Source organism: Virgibacillus halotolerans (genome assembly GCF_016908515.1).
Classification (GTDB): Bacteria; Bacillota; Bacilli; order Bacillales; family Amphibacillaceae; genus Virgibacillus_M; species Virgibacillus_M halotolerans.
On record NZ_JAFBEA010000013.1, the window covers coordinates 1 to 23,352 of the forward strand.

Consider the following 23,352-nt stretch of genomic DNA (forward strand, 5'->3'; position numbering starts at 1 on the left):
CACACCTGTTCCCATACCGAACACAGCAGTTAAGCTCTTCAGCGCCGATGGTAGTTGGGGCTTTGCCCCTGCAAGAGTAGGACGTCGCCAGGCGAATTTAAACCCAAGAAGCAATCATGCATCTTGGGTTTTTTTGTCGAACAATAAGTTTAATCTTTGTTTGTTTCAAATTAATCCTACATAAAATAAATGATTTCCAGGCAGGAATCAGCAGATTCAGCGTCGAATATATGTAATATGGATGATCGATTACAACTAGATATAAGATCATATTAAGATATTACTTATGCAGTTTGGTGTGAGCAGTAAAACCCCTCCTCAAAAGTATAGGAAAGCTGAAGTGTTAGGTAGAGGAAACTGCCCGCACAAGCCCCAAGCTCTGCAAGCAGGGAATAAAGACTAAAATGGCCACTTCTAAGTGGCAAGGTCTTTGACACCCACGTGTGGTTCTCAACGAACAAACATTCAGTGGAAGAAAAGAAAACCCCCTCTGAATGAAGTTTCACTTTATCGGCTTTTAAAATAATATATTCATGAAAGTTGTTAATCACTGATGTCATCTAAAGTACGGCCTCCTGTAAAATGCTTGTTTTGTTTCTCTCTTTTTTGTCTAAGATGAATATAGATCAAATCTATTTGCATCTTGCCTGTTTTCGCGTATAATAAAATCATAGTCAAAGATAGTCAAAGTCAAAACATAGGCAGAGCTGGCTCATACAGATAAGAGGAGGTGGGCTTGATGCGCAATATTTCAGATATTATCGAACAACATTTGAAAAAGATCCTACAAGCACAAGGTAAAAATGTCATTGAAATCAAACGAAGTGAGATAGCGGAGTTGTTCCAATGTGTTCCTTCACAAATTAATTATGTGATTAATACGCGTTTTACAATGGAGAAAGGGTATATGGTAGAAAGTAAGCGCGGTGGTGGTGGATATATTCGAATTATCCGGGTCATTCATCAGGACAAATCAGACCTTGTTGAAGAGATTATTGAAATGATCAATCCAGTAGTGACACAACAGGCATCTATTGACGTATTGGAACGCCTTTTGGAAGAGCAGATCATTACCGATCGTGAGGCGAAAATTATGCTCAGTGCGATTGATCGAACTACATTGGCATTTCAATTGCCATTGAGAGATGAGATACGTGCAAGGATTTTGACCGCCATGCTTTCCACATTAAAATATTTAGGCAAGTGATTCTTGTAAAGGGGGAAAATAATTATGGAATGTCAGGAATGCCATCAACGGCCAGCTACACTTCATTTTACACAAGTAATCAACGGAAACAAAACAGAAGTACATGTTTGTGAGGTGTGTGCCAAGGAAAAAGGCTATATGACGTATCCAGAAGAAGGATATTCCCTTCATAATCTACTTTCAGGTTTATTTAACTTTGATACGACTCAATTAAAAAACCATCAGGGTCAGGCATTTAAGCAGGAAGAAGAACTAACATGCCCGAAGTGTAAGATGACATTCACTGAATTCAAAAGCGTAGGTAAATTTGGTTGTGCAACATGTTATGAAACGTTTTCCAGTCGTTTGGACCCGATACTCCGCAGGGTACATGCAGGAAATACGAAGCATGCTGGTAAGATTCCGAAACGCCAAGGTGGCGATTTGCATACAAAGAAACAGTTGGAGGATTACAAAGCGGAATTGCAGCATTTAATTGAAACGGAAGCATTTGAAGAGGCTGCAAAGGTCCGAGATAGCATTAATGCATTGAAAAAACAAACGGGTGATCCAGAAACAGGTGAAAATTCATGACGCTACAACAATTTATGAATGAAGCGATTAGTCCCTGGATGCGTGAGGAAGGTCCTGATAGTGATATTATTCTAAGCAGTCGTATACGATTGGCAAGAAACCTATCGGATTTTACTTATCCGATTTTAGAAGATCAGGAAAGTCTGGAGGAAATTCGCGACTTTTTTGAAAAGGAATATGAACACCAAACTTTTCAAGACTATGAGGACTTTTCATTTATTCCAATCCACAATTTAACTGGAATTGAAAGGCGTGTGCTCGTTGAAAAGCATTTAATTAGCCCGCACCTAGCTAAACGGGGAAATGCTGCGGCAGCCATGATCTCAAAGAATGAACAGGTGTCTGTAATGATCAACGAAGAGGATCATCTTCGTATCCAGCTCTATTTTCCCGGATACCAATTGCGAAGTGCGTTGGATAAAGCATTTGAATTCGATGACTGGCTGGAGGAAAAAGTTAATTATGCATTTGATGAAACAAAGGGGTATTTAACAACCTGCCCAACCAATGTAGGAACCGGAATGCGTGCTTCTGTTATGATGCATCTTCCTGCATTAACAATGACGAAACAAATGAACCAGTTACTACCTGCGATCAACCAATTAGGTCTTGTTGTACGAGGAATATACGGGGAAGGCAGCGAAGCGCTTGGTAACATTTTTCAAATATCCAATCAGATTACACTTGGTAAATCTGAGGAAGATATTGTAGAGGACTTAAAAAGTGTTGTGGACCAATTAATACAACATGAGCGAAAAATACGCAGCAGAATGATGGAACATTCCAGCTTACATTTAGAAGATCGTATTTATCGGTCTTATGGCGTTCTAGGCTACAGTCGAGTCATTGAGTCAAAAGAGGCTGCAAAGTGTATATCAAATGTTAGATTAGGAATTGATTTGGGAATCATTAAAGATACTCCGCAGAATATACTTAGTGAATTAATGACGCTTATACAGCCAGGATTTCTGCAGCAATATGCAAAGCGGGAATTAACAACGAAAGAACGAGATATTTTAAGGGCTTCACTGATCCGTGAAAGGTTACAATTGGAAAAATAGGAGGAAACCACATGATGTTTGGACGTTTTACAGAAAGAGCACAGAAAGTATTGGCATTATCCCAGGAGGAAGCAGTTCGTCTTGGTCACAGCAATATAGGAACAGAGCATATCCTGTTAGGACTTGTCCGTGAAGGGGATGGGATAGCCGCAAAAGCTTTAGAGTCCTTAGGATTAGAAGTACCAAAGATTCAGGAAGAAGTGGAAAAGTTAATTGGTGCTGGTAAGCAACCCATGCAATCCATTCACTATACCCCACGCGCGAAAAAAGTAGTGGAACTATCTCAGGATGAAGCAAGAAAGCTAGGGCACTCTTATGTGGGAACAGAACATATTTTATTAGGTTTGATTCGTGAAGGAGAAGGTGTAGCTGCACGTGTATTAAATAACCTTGGGGTAAGCTTAAACAAGGCGAGGCAGCAAGTACTGCAACTTTTAGGCAGTAATGAGTCACAAGCTGGTCGTCAGAACCGTGGTCAGCAATCCAGTGCTAATACACCAACCCTTGATTCATTGGCAAGGGACCTAACTGTAAGTGCAAAGGAAGGTAAAATTGATCCAGTTATTGGCCGTGGTAAGGAAATCGAACGCGTGATCCAAGTCCTGAGTCGACGTACCAAAAATAACCCTGTACTTATTGGTGAACCTGGGGTTGGTAAAACGGCTGTAGCGGAAGGATTGGCACAGCAAATTATTGACAATGAAATACCGGAAACACTGCGCGATAAACGAGTAATGACCTTGGATATGGGGACCGTTGTAGCGGGAACGAAATATCGCGGTGAATTTGAAGACCGTTTGAAAAAAGTCATGGAAGAAATTCGTCAGGCCGGAAATATAATCTTATTTATTGATGAATTGCATACATTAATTGGAGCTGGTGGCGCAGAAGGTGCGATTGACGCTTCAAATATTTTAAAACCATCTCTATCTCGTGGTGAATTGCAATGTATCGGTGCAACTACCTTGGATGAGTATCGCAAGTATATTGAGAAAGACGCAGCGTTGGAGCGCCGTTTTCAACCAATCACGGTGGATGAACCTACACTTGAAGAGACAGTACAAATTTTAGGTGGATTGCGTGATCGTTATGAAGCACATCACCGGGTAACAATTACAGATGAGGCAATAGAAGCAGCTGCAAACCTTTCTGACCGATATATTACTGAGCGTTTCCTACCGGATAAAGCGATAGATCTTATCGATGAGGCTGGATCAAAGGTTCGTTTACGTTCATACACCATTCCACCCAATTTGAAGGAATTGGAACAAAAGTTGGAGGAAGTGCGTAAAGAAAAGGATGCATCTGTGCAAAGCCAAGAATTTGAAAAGGCTGCGTCTTTACGTGATTCAGAGCAGCGTCTGCGTGAAGAATTGGAGAAAACAAAAGATCAGTGGAAAGAGAAGCAGGGACAAACAGATACCGAGGTAACGGTCGAGGATATTGCGAGTGTTGTGTCCATCTGGACGGGTGTACCTGTTTCTAAATTAACAAAGGATGAAAGCCAACGCTTATTAAATATGGAAAATATATTACATGGTCGTGTCATTGGCCAAGATGAAGCTGTTGACGCCGTGTCAAAAGCCATTCGAAGGGCGCGTGCGGGCTTGAAGGATCCAAAACGTCCCATTGGTTCATTTATATTCCTGGGACCAACAGGGGTCGGTAAAACGGAGCTTGCACGTGCATTAGCTGAAGCGATGTTCGCTGATGAGGATGCGATGATTCGCATTGATATGTCAGAGTACATGGAAAAACACTCCACTTCTCGTCTGGTTGGTTCACCTCCAGGTTATGTCGGATATGAAGAAGGTGGACAATTAACAGAGAAGGTACGTAGAAAACCATATTCTGTTGTCTTACTTGATGAGGTGGAGAAAGCACATCCAGAAGTATTTAATATCTTGTTGCAAGTACTAGAGGATGGACGCTTAACCGACTCAAAAGGTCGGGTGGTTGATTTCCGTAATACGGTACTTATTATGACCTCCAACGTCGGGGCAAGCGAACTACAGAAAAATAAATATGTTGGCTTTACACTGGATGATGAGGGGCAGCAATACAAGGATATGAAGACAAAGGTTACCGATGAAATGAAGAAAGTCTTTCGTCCTGAATTCTTAAACCGAATTGATGAAATGATCGTATTCCATTCATTAGAGAGAAAACATATGAAAGATATTGTGACGCTGATGATTGAACAACTTCAGCGCCGCCTGAAAGAACAGGATATCGACTTCTCCATCACGGATAAAGGAATCGAGAAAATTGCTTCAGATGGTTATGATCCGGAATATGGAGCACGTCCATTACGTCGTTCTATTCAAAAGAACATTGAGAATTTAATGTCAGAGGAATTGTTAAAAGGAACAATTAATAAAGAGGAAAAAATAAAAATCGGTCTGAATAATAAAGGGGAATTTATTATTCTCTCATAAAGGTTATCGTATTTGATGTGATTAAAGCTGGAAGGGGATATTCTTCCAGCTTTTTTTCATCATCTGGTCTCCTATTAATTGTGTATGAATATGACATGTGTGGCATAAATATGGAAGAAAAAGACTGAATTGATAGGTGGCTGTAACCAAAAAATGCAGTTAATCGTATATAATAGATTTAGAAGGGATAGATTGTTTTGGCGAAACGTAAAACCAAGTATGTATGTCAGGAATGTGGCTATGAATCAGCCAAATGGATGGGAAAGTGTCCTGAATGTCATCAGTGGAACTCAATGGTTGAGGAAGTGGAAGCATCAAGTGTGAGGAATCAGCATACATTTAGTGGTGGTATCCAAACAGCGGCTAAGCCGGAGAAAATTACTGCTATTGAATCGCAAAAGGAACCTCGTGTGACGACGAAGATGAAGGAATTTAATCGGGTACTTGGTGGGGGGATTGTTCCTGGATCACTTGTACTGATTGGCGGAGACCCCGGAATTGGAAAATCAACGCTATTATTACAAATATCATCTCAATTAGCAGAGAAGCAAGTACCTGTCCTATACATTTCTGGAGAGGAATCAACACAGCAAACCAAACTTCGTGCAGATCGCCTCGACGTAAAAGCAGATTTACTATATGTTTTGGCGGAGACCAATATGTTTGATATCGCTAAGCAAATTGATGAGGTAAAGCCATCTTTTGTTGTGATTGACTCCATACAAACAATCTTTCGTGAGGAAGTCGCCAGTGCGCCTGGCAGTGTAACACAGGTTCGTGAATGTACCAACGAATTAATGAAAATAGCCAAAACAAATGGAATCCCCATATTTATTGTTGGGCATGTTACGAAAGAAGGGGCAATTGCGGGTCCGAGAATGCTTGAGCACATGGTAGATGCGGTCCTATATTTTGAAGGTGAACGACACCACACGTATCGTATTCTGCGAGGGGTAAAAAATCGTTTCGGTAGTACAAACGAGATGGGTATTTTTGAAATGAAGGAAGAAGGATTGCGGGAAGTGATGAACCCCTCCGAAATATTCCTGGAAGAACGCTCGCAAGGCGCAGCTGGGTCAACAGTTGTCGCTTCGATGGAAGGCACCAGACCAGTACTGGTCGAAATTCAGGCATTAATTTCTCCATCAAGTTTTGGTAATCCACGTAGAATGGCTACTGGAATTGACAATAATCGTGTTCCATTATTAATGGCAGTTTTAGAAAAACGGGTAGGTCTTATGCTGCAAAATCAGGATGCTTATATAAAAGTCGCTGGGGGAGTAAAGCTCGATGAACCTGCGATTGACTTAGCGATTGCTGTTAGTATTGCCTCCAGTTTTCGTGACCAGCCTACAAAGCCAGAAGATATCTTTATTGGTGAAGTCGGATTAACAGGCGAGATCAGACGAGTATCGAGAATTGACCAACGGGTACAAGAAGCTGCTAAACTCGGATTTAAACGTGTTGTTTGTCCGAAGAAAAATCTAGGTGGATGGACAGTCCCTGCGGGTATACAGGTTGTCGGAGTAGACACGGTACAGGAGGCACTGGAAGTTGGTTTGGAACGATAGAATTGTAAATAACAAAAACAAAACAATTGTTATCTATCATCTGCTATGATATAATTTTACGTTTACAAAATTGAAACACTTTAAAAAATATGCTATCATTTAGTTGATATTATAGGGTTTTGTTTACTTTTATAGATTAAATTTCTTTTGAGAAGGCAATAATAACAGATAAGGAGGTGGCAGTGGTGTTAAAAAAGATAGTTCATTTATTTTTTATCATTACAGGTGGGGCCGTTGGATATGTATACGGGCCGACTATTATTAAAATATTAAACTTTACAGATGCAAGATGGGTGGCATCATCCTATGTTGGTTTGTTAATCGGAGCTATTATCTTATTTCTTATTTCCTATTGGCTGGTTGATTACGTCGTAAACTTTTTACGTTGGATTGAGGAAGCACTCATCAAGATTCCAGTGGGAGATTTGTTCTTTGGCAGTATTGGGTTGATTGTCGGCTTAGTGATCGCTTATTTAATTAATATGACGCTGCAGGATATTAATATTCAAGTTGTCTCACAAGTTTTACCGCTCTTTATTACTATTTTATTAGGTTATTTTGGGTTTCAGGTTGGATTTAGAAGAAGAGAAGAATTTGTGAATCTGTTAAATATTAATAAAAAAGAACGTGATAAAAAGCGCGTTGCTGATGGTGATGAAGATGTAGTGGTTCCAAAAGCAAAAATTTTAGACACAAGTGTTATTATTGACGGTCGGATTGCAGACATTTGTCAAACGAACTTTCTAGAAGGAACGATTGTTATTCCTCAGTTTGTACTTGGCGAATTGCAGCATATCGCTGATTCGTCCGATGCATTAAAGCGGAATAGAGGACGTCGTGGTTTGGATGTGCTCAATCGTATTCAAAAGGAACTTCCTGTTAAGGTAGAAATTTACGAGGGCGACTTTGAGGATATTCCAGAAGTGGACAGTAAATTGATCAAACTTGCTAAGGTTATCGGTGGCATTGTTGTAACTAATGATTTTAACTTAAATAAAGTGTGTGATCTACAAGGTGTTAGTGTGCTGAATATCAATGATTTAGCAAATGCGGTTAAGCCGGTTGTTTTACCTGGAGAAGAGTTGATGGTTCAGGTCATTAAAGATGGTAAAGAACAAAATCAGGGTATTGCATATTTGGATGACGGTACAATGATTGTTGTGGAAGAAGGTCGGGACTATATTGGTAAAACAATTGAAGTGTTGATTACCAGTGTTCTCCAGACATCAGCAGGCCGTATGATCTTTGCAAAACCAAAATTACTTGAAAAAGCATTGTAAAAGGGGTATAACTTATAATGTACAAAAGTGATAACAAAACTTGTTATCGCTTTTTGTGCTATCTTTTAGAATACTTGGCTGATCGCCAAGATTTAACGGCGAAAGCCTGAGCTTATTATATATATTAAAAAAATAACTTTAACACTCGAAAGGAGAAACATGATGGGAAGCGAAGTACGTGTACGCTATGCACCGAGTCCAACCGGACATTTACACATTGGGAATGCAAGAACGGCACTATTTAACTACTTATATGCAAAACATTTTAATGGGAAGTTTATTATTCGAATTGAGGATACCGATGATAAAAGGAATGTAGCTGGTGGCGAAGAAAGTCAGCTAAGGTTTTTAAAATGGCTTGGTATTGAATGGGATGAAGGTGCTGATATCGGCGGCGACTTTGGACCATACCGTCAGATGGAAAGACTGGACTTATACAATAAATACGTGGAAAAATTGTTAGCACGTGGTCTGGCTTATAAATGTTATATGACGGAAGAAGAGCTGGATGCTGAGCGGGAAGAACAACGTGCCAATGGACAAGTACCAAAGTATTCTGGCGCACATCGTGATTTGACAGCGGAACAAATTGCTCAATTTGAAGCAGAAGGTCGTAAGCCGAGCATCCGTATGCGTGTGCCTGAGAATCATACGTACACATTTAATGACCTTGTTCGCGGGAATATTTCGATCGAATCCAGTGACTTTGGTGATTGGGTGATTGTGAAGAAGAATGGTATTCCGACGTATAACTTTGCAGTAGCAATTGATGATCATTTAATGAAAATATCACATGTCCTGCGTGGAGAAGAGCATATTTCCAACACACCTAAACAGATGATGGTTTACGATGCATTTGATTGGGAAGCACCGAAGTTCGGTCATATGACGTTAATTTTAAATGAAGACCGTAAAAAGTTAAGTAAGCGAGATCAGCATATCTTGCAATTCATTGAGCAATACCATAATCTTGGTTATTTACCTGAAGCATTGTTTAACTTCATTGCTTTATTAGGCTGGTCACCAGTTGGCGAAGAGGAAATTTTTGATAAACCAACATTGATTGATATTTTTGACCCAGAACGTTTATCAACATCTGCGGCAATCTTTGACCCACAAAAGCTAAAATGGATGAACAATGAATATATTAAAGCATCTGATCTGGAAACAGTTGTACAGTTAGCGATGCCACATTTAATTGAAGCAGGTAAAATACCTAAGGATATGAATGATGAACAGCGTATTTGGACAGAAAAAATGATTGCACTGTACAAAGATCAATTACGTTATGGTGCAGAAATTGTCGAATTGTCGGAGCTGTTTTTCCATGATACGCTCACATATGATGAAGGTGCAAAAGAAGTTTTACAGGGCGAGCAGGTTGCGGAAGTGCTTCAGGTGTTTGCTGATAAATTGATTCATTTGGATGACTTTACAAAGGACTCCATTAAAGCGCAATTTAAAGCAACGCAAAAAGAAACAGGGCACAGAGGTAAAAAACTGTTCATGCCAATTCGTGTTGCTACAACTGGAGAAACACATGGCCCCGAGTTACCTTTTGCGATTGAGCTGTTAGGAAAAGATGTCATCCTGGCACGTTTAGATCAAGTCTTAAAGGATATTGGCGCATAATAAGCTATCGGACAAGCCTATATTATTCACATTAGGCGATAAATATAATATAGTAAGGTTATATGGAACGTTGAAGAGGGAAAGTAGGAAATAATCCGCTTATACAGAGAGAATCACCTTTGGCTGGGAGTGATTTTAAGCATTGTTTTCGAAGTGCCCCTTGGAGTCCGTTATGGAAATGAAGTACATAACGGCGGTATTCTACCGTTATCAGAGCACAAGTTGAGAGGATTTTATGCCTCTAAACAGAGTGGAACCGCGCGAATAAGCGTCTCTGAGTAATCATTTACTTGAGGGGCGCTTATTTTTTATTTTTAGCAGATAGGAAAGTATAAAACTTTCCTACTGCATAAGTGCAACTAAGGCATTCGCCATTAAAGACTTGGCGAATGCCAAGTTTTCTAATCAACAGGGGGTGCATGGATTTGGGGATTTTTAAACGAATGAAAGAGGATATGGATGTTGTGTTTGAACAGGATCCGGCTGCACGAACGTATTTCGAGGTGTTTTTAACTTATTCTGGTTTACATGCGATTTGGTCTCATCGGGTTGCACATGCCTTTTATAATAAAAAATTATTCTTTATTTCACGTTCTATTTCCCAAGTCAGTCGCTTTTTTACCGGGATCGAAATTCATCCGGGTGCCCAAATTGGTCGTCGCTTTTTTATTGATCATGGCATGGGGGTTGTGATTGGAGAGACGTGCGAGATTGGCGACAATGTTACGGTTTTCCAGGGAGTAACGTTGGGGGGGACCGGTAAAGAAAAGGGAAAACGTCATCCTACAATTAAAGATAATGCACTGATATCTACTGGTGCGAAAGTACTTGGATCGATTACAATAGGAGCAAGTGCCAAAGTTGGTGGCGGATCGGTTGTATTAAAAGACGTCCCTGATCATTCAACGGTTGTAGGTATCCCGGGGCACGTTGTAGTGCAAAATGGAGAAAAGGTACGTCGTGATTTAGACCACCATAAAATACCGGATCCAGTAGAGGATCGTTGCGCAAAATTGCAACAAGAAATTGATGAATTAAAAGCTGAAATAGCTGAATTGAAAGAGGGTAAAGTATATGTCGATTAAAATTTATAACACATTAACCCGGCAAAAGGAAACCTTTCATCCTTTAGAAGAAGGAAAAGTAAGTATGTATGTGTGCGGGCCAACTGTATATAACTATATTCATATTGGAAATGCTCGTCCGGCAATTGTTTTTGATGCGGTAAGAAGATACTTTGAATATAAAGGATATACAGTGGACTATGTATTAAACTTTACGGATGTAGATGATAAAATTATCAAAGCCGCCCATGAATTGGGGGAGGAAGTTCCTGATATAGCGGATCGCTTTATTGATGCTTATTTAGAGGATGTCGGCGCGTTAGGAGTTAAAAAGGCGACACGCAATCCAAGAGTCATGGATACAATGGATGATATTATTGCTTTTATTGACGCGCTGGTTAAGAAAGGTAATGCTTATGCAGTCGATGGAGATGTATACTTTAAACCCCGTTCGTTTAATGGATATGGAAAGTTATCTCACCAATCGATTGATGAATTACGCTCCGGAGCAAGAATTCAGGTTGGGGAAAAGAAGGATGATCCGCTGGACTTCGCACTATGGAAAAACGCGAAAGAAGGAGAAATCGCATGGGATTCCCCATGGGGTAAAGGGCGCCCAGGTTGGCATATCGAGTGTTCTGCAATGGTGAAAAAATATCTTGGGGATACGATCGATATCCATGCTGGTGGACAGGACTTAGCCTTTCCACACCATGAAAATGAAATTGCCCAATCAGAAGCAATGACGGGAAAAACATTCGCAAACTATTGGATGCACAATGGGTATATTAATATTGATAATGAGAAAATGTCAAAATCACTAGGCAACTTTGTTTTAACAAGAGATTTAATCGAACACCATGACCCACAGGTATTGCGCTTTTTTATGCTAAGTGTTCACTACCGCAATCCAATTAATTTTACCGAAGAATTGCTGGAAGGTGCGAAAAATAGTTTGGAGCGGATTAAAACAGCTTATTATAATTTAGGATATCGTAAACAATCGAGTATGAACCTGACAAAGGATACAGATGTATGGTTGGAGAAAATAGATGACTTTAAAAAGGCATTTGAGGAAGCAATGGATGATGATTTTAATACAGCAAATGCGATTTCTATTTTGTTTGATTTAACGAAGGAAGCGAATCTGTATCTGCAAGCTGACCAAACGGCTACCGCGGTGATAGAGGCATTCCAGGAAAGCATGCTCAACTTGTTGGGTGTACTTGGTATCGGAATGAAAGATGAGGAAGACTTGCTCGATGAAGATATTGACGCTTTAATTTTGGAAAGAAATGAAGCTAGGAAAGCACGTGATTTCACGCGTGCGGATGAAATAAGAGACCTACTGAAAGAGAAAAATATTCTGTTGGAAGATACATCTCAAGGGGTTCGCTGGAAAAGGGGCTAATATGGATTTAAATGTAAAACAGATGAAGAGTCTAGCCCTTGCTTATATGGGGGACGCCGTTTATGAGGTGCATGTACGTGAACATCTGCTCTTGACCGGCCAGGTGATGCCAAATCAGCTGCACCAACAGGCGATCACGTTTGTATCCGGAAAGTCACAAGCGGCGGTCATTCTACATTGGCTGAGAACAGGAACGTTGACTGAAGAGGAGGAGCGGGTTGCGGCACGAGGAAGAAATGCTAAATCCGGCTCTATTCCTAAAAATACAAGTGTACAAACATATCGTTATAGTACCGCATTTGAAGCATTAATTGGTTATCATTATTTGTCGAAAAATAGCGGACGTTTAACAGAACTGTTGGAAAAGGCGATTGAATTTGTCGAAGGGAGAGAACAATAGCATGGATCAGGAAATTATTATTGGGAAAAATCCGGTTATTGAAGCATTAACATCCGGCCGTTCAGTGAATAAAGTGCTGATACTGGAGCAATTAAATGCAAATACGCAAGGAAAGATTCAGCAATTAAGTAAAAATGCCGGGACCATCGTACAGAAGGTACCGAAAAGCAAATTGGATCAGCTTGCAGACGGGAATCATCAGGGTGTAATTGCCTATGTAGCTGCATATCAGTATGTGGAATTGGATGATTTATTTAATCGGGCAGCAGAGAGAAATGAAGATCCATTCTTTATTATTTTGGACGAGCTGGAGGATCCGCATAATTTAGGGTCTATTTTACGAACTGCCGATGCAACTGGCGTTCATGGCGTTATTATTCCAAAACGGCGCTCGGTCGGTTTAACGGCAACCGTTGCAAAAACAGCTGCTGGGGCATTGGAACATATTCCCGTTACCCGTGTTACCAACATTGCCAACACGATAGAGGAATTAAAAGAACGAAATGTTTGGGTTGTAGGAACAGAAGGTGATGCAACGGAAGACTATCGGAGGCTGGATGGAACGATGCCACTTGCCCTTGTCGTTGGTAATGAAGGAAAGGGTATCAGCCGTTTGGTACAAAAGAAATGCGATTGGACCGTTAGTTTGCCGATGAGTGGAAATGTATCTTCATTAAATGCATCTGTTGCATGTAGCCTACTGCTCTATGAAGTATATCGTAAAAGATTTCCGCTTGGTAATTGATGATGGATATTTTAGTGGTAGATGGATACAATGTCATCGGTGCATGGGAAGAACTACAACACTTAAAAGAAGTAGACATCGGACAGGCCCGCGATCGACTAATCGAATTAATGGCGGAATATCAAGCATATTCCGGCAGGCGGGTTATTGTTGTGTTTGATGCGTACACAGTACCAGGTGTGGCAAGTAAACTAGAATCCTTCAAAATTGAAATCATCTACACGAAAGAAAAAGAAACCGCAGACGAATGTATTGAAAAACTGGTAAAAACATTAAAAAATGTAAAAAACCAAGTATATGTTGCGACCTCGGACTTTGCCGAACAACGTACCATTTTCGGAAGTGGTGCGTTAAGGAAGTCTTCACGGGAATTATTGATTGAATTAAAAAATATAAAAAAAGAAATTGCGGATAGTATCGAAAATCATCTGAAGGTTAGGCCACAGTCCAAAATTGCGTTGGATCGAAAGGTTTTGGAGAGGTTTGAAAGAATGCGGCGAGGAGATATATAAGTGTAAAAACTTTATTTTCTCGCTCTTTAAAATGTAATCGCTTTAATATGGTGTTGACGGTATGGAAAGGCTTGCTGTATAATGTTTGAAAAGTGAATGGGTTTTAGTCTGGGAGGTCATTCTTGATGAGTGTCAAGCTATTAGACAAAAATGATAAAGACTTACGTGTGCTTGATGATGACGAAATAATTCATTTGATTCATCGGGAAAATAGTCACGCATTAGATTTTTTAATACATAAATACAAACCATTTGTTCGGGCTAAAGCGCGAACGTATTTTTTAATCGGTGCAGATAGAGAGGACATTATTCAAGAAGGAATGATTGGCCTTTATAAGGCAATGCGCGATTATGACAGGGACAAGCTATCTTCGTTTAAAGCTTTTGCGGAATTGTGTATAACACGTCAGATCATTACTGCGATTAAAACCGCCACACGACAAAAGCACATACCGCTTAATTCCTATGTCTCACTGGACAAGCCAATTTACGATGAGGAATCTGATCGCACGTTATTGGACGTGATTGCGGGTTCTAAAGCGATTGATCCACAGGAATTACTCGTCAATAGAGAGAAATTCACCGATATGGAAGCAAAATTATCGGAATTATTGAGCGAGTTGGAAAAGAAAGTACTGCACTTATATTTAGATGGCCGCACGTATCAAGAGATCTCTGCAGATCTGAGGCGGCATGTGAAATCAATTGATAATGCGCTGCAGCGTGTGAAGCGCAAGTTAGAACAAGTGATGGAAACCAGTGAATTTAGCTTCTAAACCGCGTGTCCATTGACATGGATGGCGAGTCGTGCTAAATTGGATAGTGGTGAGATAATGAGTAAAAAAATAACTTTAGCGTGTGCAAACTGTTCTAGTCGAAATTACACAACGAATAAAAATACATCCACACAAGCAAAACGATTAGACGTAAGAAAGTATTGCAAAACATGTGGAGTGCATACATTGCATCGCGAAACAAAATAAAAGTATTTCGGGGGGACAGGCATGTTTACGTTTTTTAAGAATGTATCTAGGGAAATGAAGAAGGTTACTTGGCCCAAAGGGAAGGAATTAACGAGTTATACCGTAACCGTTATTTCAACTGTAGCGTTTATGGCAGTGTTCTTTACCGTAATCGATATTATAATTACCCAGGTATTGAATCTTTTTTGAATAAATATGATATAATCATGCTATAATAAAAGATAATAAATCTTTAACAAAAACCCGAATTAACGGGTTTTTTAATATTGTCTAAAATGTTACGTAAGTGATACTAGTAAACATAAAGTAGACTTGGTTCGGATCGGGCTTCTACGCTATCTGAACTGAAGTCGCACTTATTTCGAAGCTTGGCAGACTTAATCACCCGCCTGTATTGGTGAGTCTAATTAATAACGCCGTGGAGATAAATCAGGCATAGATTAAATAAAGGGAGGGAAGGGCAATTTACTTGTCCTGTTCAAATGGAGAAAAATTGGTACGTGGTTCATACGTATTCCGGGTATGAAAACAAAGTGAAAATGAATTTAGAAAAACGTGTAGAGACAATGGGGATGGAAGATAAGATATTCCGCGTCATGGTTCCAGAAGATGAAGAAACAGAGATTAAAGACGGCAAAAAGAAAGTAGTTAAAAAGAAATTCTTCCCAGGGTATGTGCTTGCAGAAATGATTATGACAGATGACTCTTGGTATGTTGTTCGTAACACACCAGGTGTTACCGGGTTTGTGGGTTCAAGTGGCTCTGGCTCAAAACCAACTTCGCTCTTACCGGATGAAGTAGAAACAGTATTGAAGCGTATGGGTGTTGCTGAACCGGTTATTCAGCTTGATTTTGATCTGAAAGAGAATGTTCGTGTAACGGATGGTCCATTCTCAGATTTCACAGGGACAATTGAACATATTGATGCAGACAAACAAAAAGTGAAGGTTCATGTCAATATGTTTGGTAGAGAGACGCCTGTTGAATTGGATTTTTCACAGATTCAAAAGCTGTAAAAAGATAAAGCCTTGCAATATCTTCGTATTCATGCTAAAATTCTCTTGTTATTCATGACCTCTATTTTTGGGGTGTAATGGATAAATAAGAGTGGGAGGGAACCACAGGAACCCTATTACCACATCACGAACTTTAAGGAGGTGTGTTTCGTGGCTAAAAAAGTAATCAAGTTAGTAAAATTACAAATTCCAGCAGGGAAAGCAAACCCGGCTCCGCCAGTTGGACCAGCACTAGGTCAAGCGGGTGTTAATATTATGGGATTCTGTAAGGAATTTAACGCACGTACGCAAGATGAAGCAGGTATGATTATTCCGGTTGAGATTACGGTGTTTGAAGACCGTTCATTTACATTTATTACAAAAACTCCACCTGCAGCAGTATTGCTGAAAAAAGCAGCAGGAATTGAAGCTGGATCAGGTGAGCCAAACCGTAATAAAGTTGCTACTGTTAAACGCGATAAAGTAAAAGAAATCGCTGAAACAAAAATGCCTGACTTAAATGCTGCTGATGTTGAAGCAGCGATGCGCATGGTTGAAGGAACCGCGCGTAGTATGGGTATTACGATTGAAGACTAATGTTTGATGCGGTATTGGTTGCGACTTAGCAATGTCTGATCGCAACCTTTTTCGCGAAACAAAAGCATTGTGAAGTCTTCGTGCTTTTATAAGTGGGAGGTTTTACCGCTATAACCACAATAGAGGAGGAAATATTTAATGGCTAAAAAAGGTAAAAAGTATCAAGAAGCATTTAAGCTTGTTGATCGTTCAAAATCATATGATGTAAAAGAAGCTGTTGCATTAGCGAAAGAAACGGCTAAAGCAAACTTTGACGAAACAGTTGAAGCTGCATTTCGCTTGGGAGTAGATCCTAAAAAAGCAGATCAACAAATCCGTGGTGCAATGGTTTTGCCACACGGTACTGGTAAAACACAACGTGTACTCGTATTTGCAAAAGGTGAAAAGGCAAAAGAAGCAGAAGCTGCTGGCGCTGATTATGTAGGTGAATCAGACTACATTAATAAAATTAACCAAGGTTGGTTTGACTTTGATGTAATTGTTGCAACACCTGACATGATGGCAGAAGTAGGTAAACTTGGTAGAGTGCTTGGACCAAAAGGTCTTATGCCAAACCCGAAAACTGGAACAGTAACTTTTGAAGTAGCGAATGCTGTTAAAGAGATCAAAGCTGGTAAAGTTGAATACCGCGTTGATAAGTCTGCTAACATCCACGTTCCAATTGGGAAAGCCTCATTTGACAATGACAAACTTGCTGAGAACTTTGAAGCAATTACAGAAACACTTGTAAAAGTAAAACCACAATCTGCAAAAGGAATTTACATGCGCAATGTTTCCATCGCTTCTACAATGGGCCCTGGAATCAAAGTGGACGTATCTAGTTATGTGAAATAGTTTCTGTTGTTGACAGGCTATGATAAGTCGGTTATACTAATCGACGATGTGAAAAAAATACGATATACTGTAGACAGTAGGTGCGCTTGACGCTTAATTTCCTGCCGAGGTGTTTATAAAACAAACTTGATAATGTGATTATCAATTGTTATATAGAGCCCCCATGTCTGCATGGGGGCTTTTACTTTGTTGTCTTTACGAGAAGTGCTCTAATGCTTGTCTTATGCTGGGGCGTGTAACCGGCTAGGTCGAAGGCGGCTTGGGGGCATTTCAAACGGTATTTCGAATGTTTATAGGAGGTGGAGTAATGTCTAGTATTATTGAAAAGAAAAAACAAGTTGTCGATGAAATTGCTGAACAATTCCGTACAAGTCAAACAGCTGTTGTTGTTAACTACCGTGGACTTAGTGTTGCGGAAGTAACGGAACTTCGTAAAGAACTTCGCGATGCAGGTATCGATTTTAAAGTGTATAAAAACACAATGACTCGTCGTGCTGTTGATTCACTTGAATTATCGGAACTGAACGACATCCTTGTTGGACCAACTGCTGTTGCGTTCAGTAAAGATGACGTTGTTGCACCAGCAAGAATTATGAACGACTTTGCAAAAAAATATGACGCACTTGAAATTAAAGGCGGCGTTATTGAAGGCAAAGTAGCAACACTTGAACAAATGCAAGAACTTGGTAACTTGCCGAACTACGATGGTATGGTTTCTATGTTGCTTAGCGTGCTTCAAGCACCTGTACGTAACTTCGCGTATGTTACAAAAGCGATTGCGGAACAAAAAGAAGAACAAGGCGCATAATCTTATCGCCAATGATAGTGAATGTATAATTTTATAAGAAAATAGGAGGAAATATATCATGACTAAAGAACAAATTATTGATGCAATCAAAGAAATGTCTGTATTAGATTTAAATGATTTAGTAAAAGCAATCGAAGAGGAATTTGGCGTAACTGCTGCTGCACCAGTTGCTGTTGGTGGCGGAGCAGGTGGCGGAGAAGCTGCTGAAGAACAAACTGAATTTGATGTTGTATTAGAAGCTGCTGGAGATTCAAAAATTAAAGTTGTTAAAGCAGTTCGCGAAATCACTGGTCTTGGTCTTAAAGACGCAAAAGACATGGTTGATAACGCACCAAAAGCAATTAAAGAAGCTGTATCAAAAGAAGATGCTGAAGAAGTTAAAGGTAAACTTGAAGAAGCAGGCGCTTCTGTAACTGTTAAGTAATTGATTCGTTCAATATAAGAAAGCTCGTCGTCAATTCGACGGGCTTTTTACTTCATTCGATAGTAAAAATTCAAGGTATAAGCGTAACTAAGGCTTGGCGAGAAGCCAAGTTTTCCAACAATATCTTCCTAACTCTATAAAAAGTAGGTGCCAAATGTCTGAGCATTACTTTTCACAAAAACCTCAATCTAAAAGTTCACCCAAGACGTGGAATTATCAATTAAGAGAAAGAGAATATACGTTTACTAGTGATGTTGGTGTTTTTTCCAAAAACGAAGTAGACTTTGGTTCAAGATTATTGATTGAACAATTTAATGAACCGCCTATCGCTGGTGATTTTTTAGATCTTGGCTGTGGATATGGTCCGATTGGGATCGCATTGGCAGACTGTTATCCAGATCGAAATATACTGATGGCTGATGTTAATGAACGAGCATTGGTGTTAGCGAAGCAAAATGCTACTAACAACCACGTTGGAAATGTTGAGTTGATTAAAAGTGACGGACTTGCCTCCATCAACAATCACTCGTTTGCAGCAATCCTCACTAATCCGCCCATTCGTGCGGGGAAGCAAGTTGTTAATAAATTGTTTGAGGAATCGAGAGCGGCTCTGGCTACAGGCGGAATGTTGTGGGTAGTTATCCAAAAAAAGCAAGGAGCACCATCCGCTCAAAAAAAGTTAAAAGATTTATTCGGGAATGTAGAAGTGGTGACTAAAAGTAAAGGGTACTTTATATTGCGATCCTTTAATGTTTGACCCGCTACGCAACCTATGATATGATAGTAAAATGCTAACATTGGGATTCTTATGTCAAGTAGAATCCTTATTGTATATGAAACGTATATTTCATCGGCGATCGGGGACACTGATAAAATTGAGAAAAATAACGTGGGGTTTTTAACTTACACTGAAAAGGGAAAGATAACTTGTCGGCAAGAAGGAAGTTCGACGAGGTTACAAGTTTAGAAATCAGTATATGCGCGACAAGCGCCTCTGACTTCGCCTTTCAGGCTCGACATTTGGCGGGTAACATTTAAAAACCTTTTTTTCATTTCAATTTTTAATTGGTAGACGGTTACCTATGGAATAGCCGTAATCAATGATTTTATAATGTTGGTTGATAGAACGAAGTGTGTTAGAATTCGAAAAACAAAACTGGAATAAAGTTTATTTCAGTGCGTTTTTCTAAATATAATAATCATTTTTGTAGAGGAAACTACTAATAAACCTACGGAAATGTATGATTTAAGGGGTGAAGCAGTTGACAGGTCAACTAGTTCAGTATGGACGGCACCGCCAACGCAGGAGCTATGCGCGCATCAGTGAAGTATTAGAGTTGCCAAATTTAATCGAAATTCAAACAGCTTCTTATCAATGGTTTCTTGAGGAAGGTTTGAAGGAAATGTTTCAGGACATTTCTCCCATCGAGGACTTCACAGGAAACTTATCATTGGAATTTGTTGATTACAGTTTAAGTGATCCAAAGTATCCTGTTGAGGAGTCAAAAGAAAGAGATGTCACGTACAACGCTCCACTTCGCGTTAAGGTTCGTTTAATTAACAATGAAACCGGAGAAGTAAAAGAGCAAGAAGTATTTATGGGAGATTTCCCGCTTATGACAGACACAGGAACATTTGTAATTAATGGGGCAGAGCGGGTAATTGTATCACAGCTTGTGCGCTCACCAAGTGTCTATTATAACGAAAAAATCGATAAAAATGGAAAAAGAGGCGTAACCGCGACTGTGATTCCAAACCGTGGAGCATGGTTGGAATTTGAAACGGATGCAAAAGATGTCGTTTATGTTCGCATTGATCGTACGCGAAAAATGCCAATCACGGTACTATTGCGCGCGCTTGGGTTCGGCTCAGATCAGGATATCACTGATCTCCTAGGGGAAAGTGAATACCTCAAAAACACGCTCGAAAAGGATAATACAGAAACGACTGAAAAAGCGCTATTAGAAATCTATGAGCGTTTACGTCCAGGTGAACCACCTACAGTAGAAAATGCAAAAAACCTATTAGTGACTCGCTTTTTTGATCCGAAACGCTATGACCTTGCACGTGTTGGTCGTTATAAAATGAATAAAAAATTGCATATTAAGAACCGATTATTTAATCAAATCTTAGCAGAAACGATCGTTGATCACGAAACTGGGGAAGTTTTAGCGCAAAAAGGTGATAAATTAGAGCGTAAATTGCTAGACAAACTCATTCCACATTTAGATAGTGAAGATAATAAACTCGGGAAAAAGGCAGTTAGCCTCCAGAGCGGCGTACTTGAAGATGACGTCATCGTTCAATCTATTAAGATTATAGATCCGACTGATCCTAGCGGAGAACGCGAATTGGATGTAGTTGGAAACGCGGGTGTAGAATCAGAAGTTAAAAACATTACGCCTGCAGATATTCTATCATCGATCAGTTATTTCTTTAACTTGCTCCACCGTGTTGGGGATACAGATGATATTGATCATTTGGGTAATCGTAGACTTCGTTCTGTTGGGGAGCTATTGCAAAACCAATTTCGTATTGGCTTGTCTCGTATGGAACGTGTTGTACGCGAAAGAATGTCTATTCAGGACACATCCAGTATAACACCACAACAATTAATTAATATACGTCCGGTGATTGCGTCCATTAAAGAGTTCTTTGGTAGTTCGCAGTTGTCCCAGTTTATGGACCAAACAAACCCGTTGGCAGAACTTACACATAAGCGTCGTTTGTCAGCGCTCGGACCTGGTGGACTCACACGTGAACGTGCAGGCATGGAAGTACGTGACGTTCACTACTCTCACTATGGTCGTATGTGTCCAATTGAAACGCCTGAGGGACCTAACATTGGGTTAATTAACTCGTTATCAAGTTATGCGAAGGTAAATACATTTGGCTTTATTGAAACGCCATTCCGAAGAGTTGACCCGGAGACAGGTAAAGTAACTGCGCATATTGATTACTTAACTGCAGATGAAGAGGATAACTACATCACTGCACAAGCAAATGCAAAGTTGAATGAGGATGGCAGTTTTAAAAATGAAGAAGTTATTGCGCGTTTCCGTGGGGAAAACACAGCTGTACCTCGTGATCAAATTGATTATATGGATGTTTCGCCAAAACAGGTGGTCTCAGCTGCTACAGCATGTATCCCATTCTTGGAAAATGATGACTCAAACCGTGCCTTGATGGGTGCGAACATGCAGCGACAAGCAGTACCGTTGATGCAGCCGGAAGCGCCAATTGTTGGAACAGGTATGGAGTATGTGAATGGTAAGGACTCCGGCGCTGCAATTATTTGTCAACATGATGGTATTGTAGAGCGGGTAGAAGCGAAAGAAGTGCAAGTACGCAGGATATCTGTTGTAGATGGTAAAGAGGTACAAGGTGATATAGACCATTATCGTCTGCAAAAATATATCCGTTCCAATCAGGGAACCTGTTATAACCAGCGCCCCATTGTAAGTGAAGGCGACAGGGTAACAAGTGGTGAGGTTTTAGCGGATGGACCTTCGATGGAAAATGGAGAACTAGCATTAGGTCGTAACGTACTAGTCGGATTTATGACTTGGGAAGGTTACAACTATGAAGATGCTATTATCATGAGTGAAAGACTTGTAAAAGACGACGATTTCACATCCATTCACATTGAAGAATATGAATCAGAGGCACGTGATACGAAGCTTGGACCGGAAGAGATTACGAGAGATATTCCTAACGTTGGGGAAGAAGCCTTGAAGAACCTTAACGAACACGGGATCATCCGTGTTGGTGCAGAAGTAACAGATGGTGATATTTTAGTAGGTAAAGTTACGCCTAAAGGGGTAACGGAATTATCTGCTGAAGAGCGTTTGCTTCATGCAATCTTTGGTGAAAAAGCCCGTGAAGTGCGTGATACGTCATTAAGAGTACCACACGGTGCTGGCGGGATCGTGCATGATGTCAAGATATTCAACCGTGAAGATGGTGATGAGTTACCACCAGGTGTTAATCAGTTGGTGCGTGCATATATCGTCCAGAAGCGGAAGATCTCTGAAGGGGATAAAATGGCAGGTCGTCACGGTAACAAAGGGGTAATATCGAAATTATTACCTGAAGAGGATATGCCGTTCTTACCTGATGGTACACCGGTTGATGTGATGTTGAATCCGTTAGGTGTTCCATCACGAATGAACATCGGTCAAGTATTTGAAATGCATTTAGGAATGGCTGCTAGACAACTCGGCCTGCATGTTGCTACACCCGTATTTGATGGTGCGACAGAGGAAGATGTGTGGGAGACGTTGGAAGAAGCAGGCATGGCTAGAGATGCAAAAACAGTGCTGTACGACGGTAGAACCGGAGAACCATTTGATAACCGTGTATCCGTGGGCATCATGTATATGATTAAGCTTGCACATATGGTTGATGATAAATTGCATGCACGTTCAACAGGGCCATATTCGCTTGTTACACAGCAACCACTTGGTGGTAAAGCGCAATTTGGTGGACAGCGATTTGGTGAAATGGAAGTTTGGGCACTGGAGGCATATGGTGCTGCATACACACTTCAAGAAATATTAACGGTTAAATCCGATGATGTCGTCGGACGTGTAAAAACGTATGAATCAATTGTGAAAGGTGATAACGTGCCAGAGCCAGGTGTACCTGAATCATTTAAGGTACTCATTAAAGAATTGCAAAGTCTTGGGTTGGACGTTAAAATGCTTTCCAGTACGGAAGAAGAAATTGATATGCGTGAACTTGAAGAAGATGATACACAAGCAGCAAATAAACTTAATTTAGAAGTAGAAGAAAATTAAAAGTAAAGGAGAGTCGCC

Annotated in this window: 23 protein-coding genes, 1 rRNA gene and 2 other annotated features; of the genes, 23 read left to right on the plus strand and 1 reads right to left on the minus strand. The window is 40.2% G+C overall.

The features are described 5' to 3' along the window. Window positions 1-93, plus strand: a 5S ribosomal RNA gene (gene rrf, locus JOC34_RS20045); the annotation flags it as partial. 191 nt (window positions 94-284) lie between these two features. Here the strand turns inward: rrf and JOC34_RS20050 are convergent. Beyond that, window positions 285-560, minus strand: a complete 276-nt coding sequence (locus tag JOC34_RS20050) for a hypothetical protein (protein WP_205138574.1) — start codon at window positions 558-560, stop codon at window positions 285-287. Between the two features lie 179 nt (window positions 561-739). On the opposite strand from JOC34_RS20050, the gene JOC34_RS20055 reads away from it, so the two are divergent. From JOC34_RS20055 to rpoB, 22 genes are all read left to right on the plus strand, one after another. Further along, window positions 740-1,207 carry a CtsR family transcriptional regulator gene (locus JOC34_RS20055; protein WP_205138575.1) on the plus strand — a complete coding sequence of 156 codons (468 nt, stop codon included), beginning with the start codon at window positions 740-742 and terminating at the stop codon, window positions 1,205-1,207. Between the two features lie 24 nt (window positions 1,208-1,231). Beyond that, entirely contained in the window at window positions 1,232-1,780 is a 549-nt protein-coding gene (locus tag JOC34_RS20060) for a protein-arginine kinase activator protein McsA (RefSeq protein WP_205138576.1), read from the plus strand. After that, the gene (locus JOC34_RS20065; protein WP_205138577.1) at window positions 1,777-2,841 is read left to right on the plus strand and encodes a protein-arginine kinase McsB; all 1,065 of its coding nucleotides are present in this window, start codon (window positions 1,777-1,779) and stop codon (window positions 2,839-2,841) included. The genes JOC34_RS20060 and JOC34_RS20065 overlap by 4 nt, the downstream gene beginning before the upstream one ends. Window positions 2,842-2,852: 11 nt before the next feature. Further along, a complete protein-coding gene (clpC, locus tag JOC34_RS20070) occupies window positions 2,853-5,279 on the plus strand; it encodes an ATP-dependent protease ATP-binding subunit ClpC (RefSeq protein WP_205138578.1) in 2,427 nt (808 codons plus the stop codon). 197 nt (window positions 5,280-5,476) lie between these two features. Next, window positions 5,477-6,850 (plus strand): DNA repair protein RadA, encoded by a 1,374-nt coding sequence (radA, locus tag JOC34_RS20075; protein ID WP_205138579.1) that lies wholly within the window; start codon window positions 5,477-5,479, stop codon window positions 6,848-6,850. A gap of 185 nt (window positions 6,851-7,035) precedes the next feature. Continuing rightward, window positions 7,036-8,130, plus strand: coding sequence for a PIN domain-containing protein (locus JOC34_RS20080; protein WP_205138580.1), 1,095 nt, complete (start codon window positions 7,036-7,038; stop codon window positions 8,128-8,130). A gap of 162 nt (window positions 8,131-8,292) precedes the next feature. After that, window positions 8,293-9,762 carry a glutamate--tRNA ligase gene (gltX, locus tag JOC34_RS20085; protein ID WP_205138581.1) on the plus strand — a complete coding sequence of 490 codons (1,470 nt, stop codon included), beginning with the start codon at window positions 8,293-8,295 and terminating at the stop codon, window positions 9,760-9,762. Window positions 9,763-9,823: 61 nt separating this feature from the next. Continuing rightward, window positions 9,824-10,041: a binding site (T-box leader), on the plus strand. A 152-nt stretch (window positions 10,042-10,193) separates the two neighbouring features. Continuing rightward, window positions 10,194-10,847 carry a serine O-acetyltransferase gene (gene cysE / locus JOC34_RS20090; RefSeq protein WP_420856186.1) on the plus strand — a complete coding sequence of 218 codons (654 nt, stop codon included), beginning with the start codon at window positions 10,194-10,196 and terminating at the stop codon, window positions 10,845-10,847. Then, complete coding sequence (gene cysS / locus JOC34_RS20095; protein WP_205138583.1) at window positions 10,837-12,237, plus strand: cysteine--tRNA ligase; 1,401 nt, start codon at window positions 10,837-10,839, stop codon at window positions 12,235-12,237. The genes cysE and cysS overlap by 11 nt, the downstream gene beginning before the upstream one ends. Before the next feature lies 1 nt (window position 12,238). Further along, window positions 12,239-12,637: a Mini-ribonuclease 3 gene (locus JOC34_RS20100; RefSeq protein WP_205138584.1), complete on the plus strand. Its 399-nt coding sequence runs from the start codon at window positions 12,239-12,241 to the stop codon at window positions 12,635-12,637. Window position 12,638: 1 nt separating this feature from the next. Beyond that, on the plus strand, window positions 12,639-13,382 hold the full coding sequence (gene rlmB / locus JOC34_RS20105; protein WP_205138585.1) for a 23S rRNA (guanosine(2251)-2'-O)-methyltransferase RlmB: 744 nt from the start codon (window positions 12,639-12,641) through the stop codon (window positions 13,380-13,382). Window positions 13,383-13,384: 2 nt separating this feature from the next. After that, window positions 13,385-13,894, plus strand: coding sequence for an NYN domain-containing protein (locus JOC34_RS20110; RefSeq protein WP_205138586.1), 510 nt, complete (start codon window positions 13,385-13,387; stop codon window positions 13,892-13,894). 125 nt (window positions 13,895-14,019) lie between these two features. Further along, window positions 14,020-14,670: an RNA polymerase sporulation sigma factor SigH gene (gene sigH, locus JOC34_RS20115; RefSeq protein WP_205138587.1), complete on the plus strand. Its 651-nt coding sequence runs from the start codon at window positions 14,020-14,022 to the stop codon at window positions 14,668-14,670. A 57-nt stretch (window positions 14,671-14,727) separates the two neighbouring features. Continuing rightward, on the plus strand, window positions 14,728-14,877 hold the full coding sequence (gene rpmG / locus JOC34_RS20120) for a 50S ribosomal protein L33 (RefSeq protein ID WP_205138588.1): 150 nt from the start codon (window positions 14,728-14,730) through the stop codon (window positions 14,875-14,877). A 21-nt stretch (window positions 14,878-14,898) separates the two neighbouring features. Then, window positions 14,899-15,066 (plus strand): preprotein translocase subunit SecE, encoded by a 168-nt coding sequence (gene secE, locus JOC34_RS20125; RefSeq protein ID WP_205138589.1) that lies wholly within the window; start codon window positions 14,899-14,901, stop codon window positions 15,064-15,066. 293 nt (window positions 15,067-15,359) lie between these two features. After that, on the plus strand, window positions 15,360-15,893 hold the full coding sequence (nusG, locus tag JOC34_RS20130) for a transcription termination/antitermination protein NusG (RefSeq protein WP_205138590.1): 534 nt from the start codon (window positions 15,360-15,362) through the stop codon (window positions 15,891-15,893). 150 nt (window positions 15,894-16,043) lie between these two features. Further along, window positions 16,044-16,469 (plus strand): 50S ribosomal protein L11, encoded by a 426-nt coding sequence (gene rplK, locus JOC34_RS20135; RefSeq protein ID WP_205138591.1) that lies wholly within the window; start codon window positions 16,044-16,046, stop codon window positions 16,467-16,469. A gap of 138 nt (window positions 16,470-16,607) precedes the next feature. Then, window positions 16,608-17,303: a 50S ribosomal protein L1 gene (gene rplA, locus JOC34_RS20140; protein WP_205138592.1), complete on the plus strand. Its 696-nt coding sequence runs from the start codon at window positions 16,608-16,610 to the stop codon at window positions 17,301-17,303. A 49-nt stretch (window positions 17,304-17,352) separates the two neighbouring features. After that, window positions 17,353-17,497 (plus strand) — a sequence feature (ribosomal protein L10 leader region). Between the two features lie 113 nt (window positions 17,498-17,610). Continuing rightward, window positions 17,611-18,111 (plus strand): 50S ribosomal protein L10, encoded by a 501-nt coding sequence (gene rplJ / locus JOC34_RS20145; protein ID WP_205138593.1) that lies wholly within the window; start codon window positions 17,611-17,613, stop codon window positions 18,109-18,111. A 58-nt stretch (window positions 18,112-18,169) separates the two neighbouring features. Continuing rightward, window positions 18,170-18,535, plus strand: coding sequence for a 50S ribosomal protein L7/L12 (rplL, locus tag JOC34_RS20150; RefSeq protein ID WP_205138594.1), 366 nt, complete (start codon window positions 18,170-18,172; stop codon window positions 18,533-18,535). Between the two features lie 154 nt (window positions 18,536-18,689). Beyond that, a complete protein-coding gene (locus tag JOC34_RS20155) occupies window positions 18,690-19,292 on the plus strand; it encodes a class I SAM-dependent methyltransferase (protein WP_205138595.1) in 603 nt (200 codons plus the stop codon). A 505-nt stretch (window positions 19,293-19,797) separates the two neighbouring features. Beyond that, on the plus strand, window positions 19,798-23,334 hold the full coding sequence (gene rpoB, locus JOC34_RS20160) for a DNA-directed RNA polymerase subunit beta (RefSeq protein ID WP_205138596.1): 3,537 nt from the start codon (window positions 19,798-19,800) through the stop codon (window positions 23,332-23,334). Window positions 23,335-23,352: the final 18 nt, after the last annotated feature.

Excerpts from the sequence above, each read along its gene's own strand:
- cysS (WP_205138583.1), top strand. The coding sequence starts at position 10,837 with ATGTCGATTAAAATTTATAACACATTAACCCGGCAAAAGGAAACCTTT.
- rplL (WP_205138594.1), top strand. The coding sequence starts at position 18,170 with ATGACTAAAGAACAAATTATTGATGCAATCAAAGAAATGTCTGTATTA.
- JOC34_RS20110 (WP_205138586.1), top strand. The coding sequence starts at position 13,385 with ATGGATATTTTAGTGGTAGATGGATACAATGTCATCGGTGCATGGGAA.
- JOC34_RS20055 (WP_205138575.1), top strand. The coding sequence starts at position 740 with ATGCGCAATATTTCAGATATTATCGAACAACATTTGAAAAAGATCCTA.
- clpC (WP_205138578.1), top strand. The coding sequence starts at position 2,853 with ATGATGTTTGGACGTTTTACAGAAAGAGCACAGAAAGTATTGGCATTA.
- nusG (WP_205138590.1), top strand. The coding sequence starts at position 15,360 with ATGGAGAAAAATTGGTACGTGGTTCATACGTATTCCGGGTATGAAAAC.
- JOC34_RS20100 (WP_205138584.1), top strand. The coding sequence starts at position 12,239 with ATGGATTTAAATGTAAAACAGATGAAGAGTCTAGCCCTTGCTTATATG.
- secE (WP_205138589.1), top strand. The coding sequence starts at position 14,899 with ATGTTTACGTTTTTTAAGAATGTATCTAGGGAAATGAAGAAGGTTACT.
- JOC34_RS20050 (WP_205138574.1), bottom strand. The coding sequence starts at position 560 with ATGACATCAGTGATTAACAACTTTCATGAATATATTATTTTAAAAGCC.
- JOC34_RS20155 (WP_205138595.1), top strand. The coding sequence starts at position 18,690 with ATGTCTGAGCATTACTTTTCACAAAAACCTCAATCTAAAAGTTCACCC.
- JOC34_RS20065 (WP_205138577.1), top strand. The coding sequence starts at position 1,777 with ATGACGCTACAACAATTTATGAATGAAGCGATTAGTCCCTGGATGCGT.
- JOC34_RS20060 (WP_205138576.1), top strand. The coding sequence starts at position 1,232 with ATGGAATGTCAGGAATGCCATCAACGGCCAGCTACACTTCATTTTACA.
- rlmB (WP_205138585.1), top strand. The coding sequence starts at position 12,639 with ATGGATCAGGAAATTATTATTGGGAAAAATCCGGTTATTGAAGCATTA.
- sigH (WP_205138587.1), top strand. The coding sequence starts at position 14,020 with ATGAGTGTCAAGCTATTAGACAAAAATGATAAAGACTTACGTGTGCTT.
- rplJ (WP_205138593.1), top strand. The coding sequence starts at position 17,611 with ATGTCTAGTATTATTGAAAAGAAAAAACAAGTTGTCGATGAAATTGCT.
- gltX (WP_205138581.1), top strand. The coding sequence starts at position 8,293 with ATGGGAAGCGAAGTACGTGTACGCTATGCACCGAGTCCAACCGGACAT.
- rplA (WP_205138592.1), top strand. The coding sequence starts at position 16,608 with ATGGCTAAAAAAGGTAAAAAGTATCAAGAAGCATTTAAGCTTGTTGAT.
- rpmG (WP_205138588.1), top strand. The coding sequence starts at position 14,728 with ATGAGTAAAAAAATAACTTTAGCGTGTGCAAACTGTTCTAGTCGAAAT.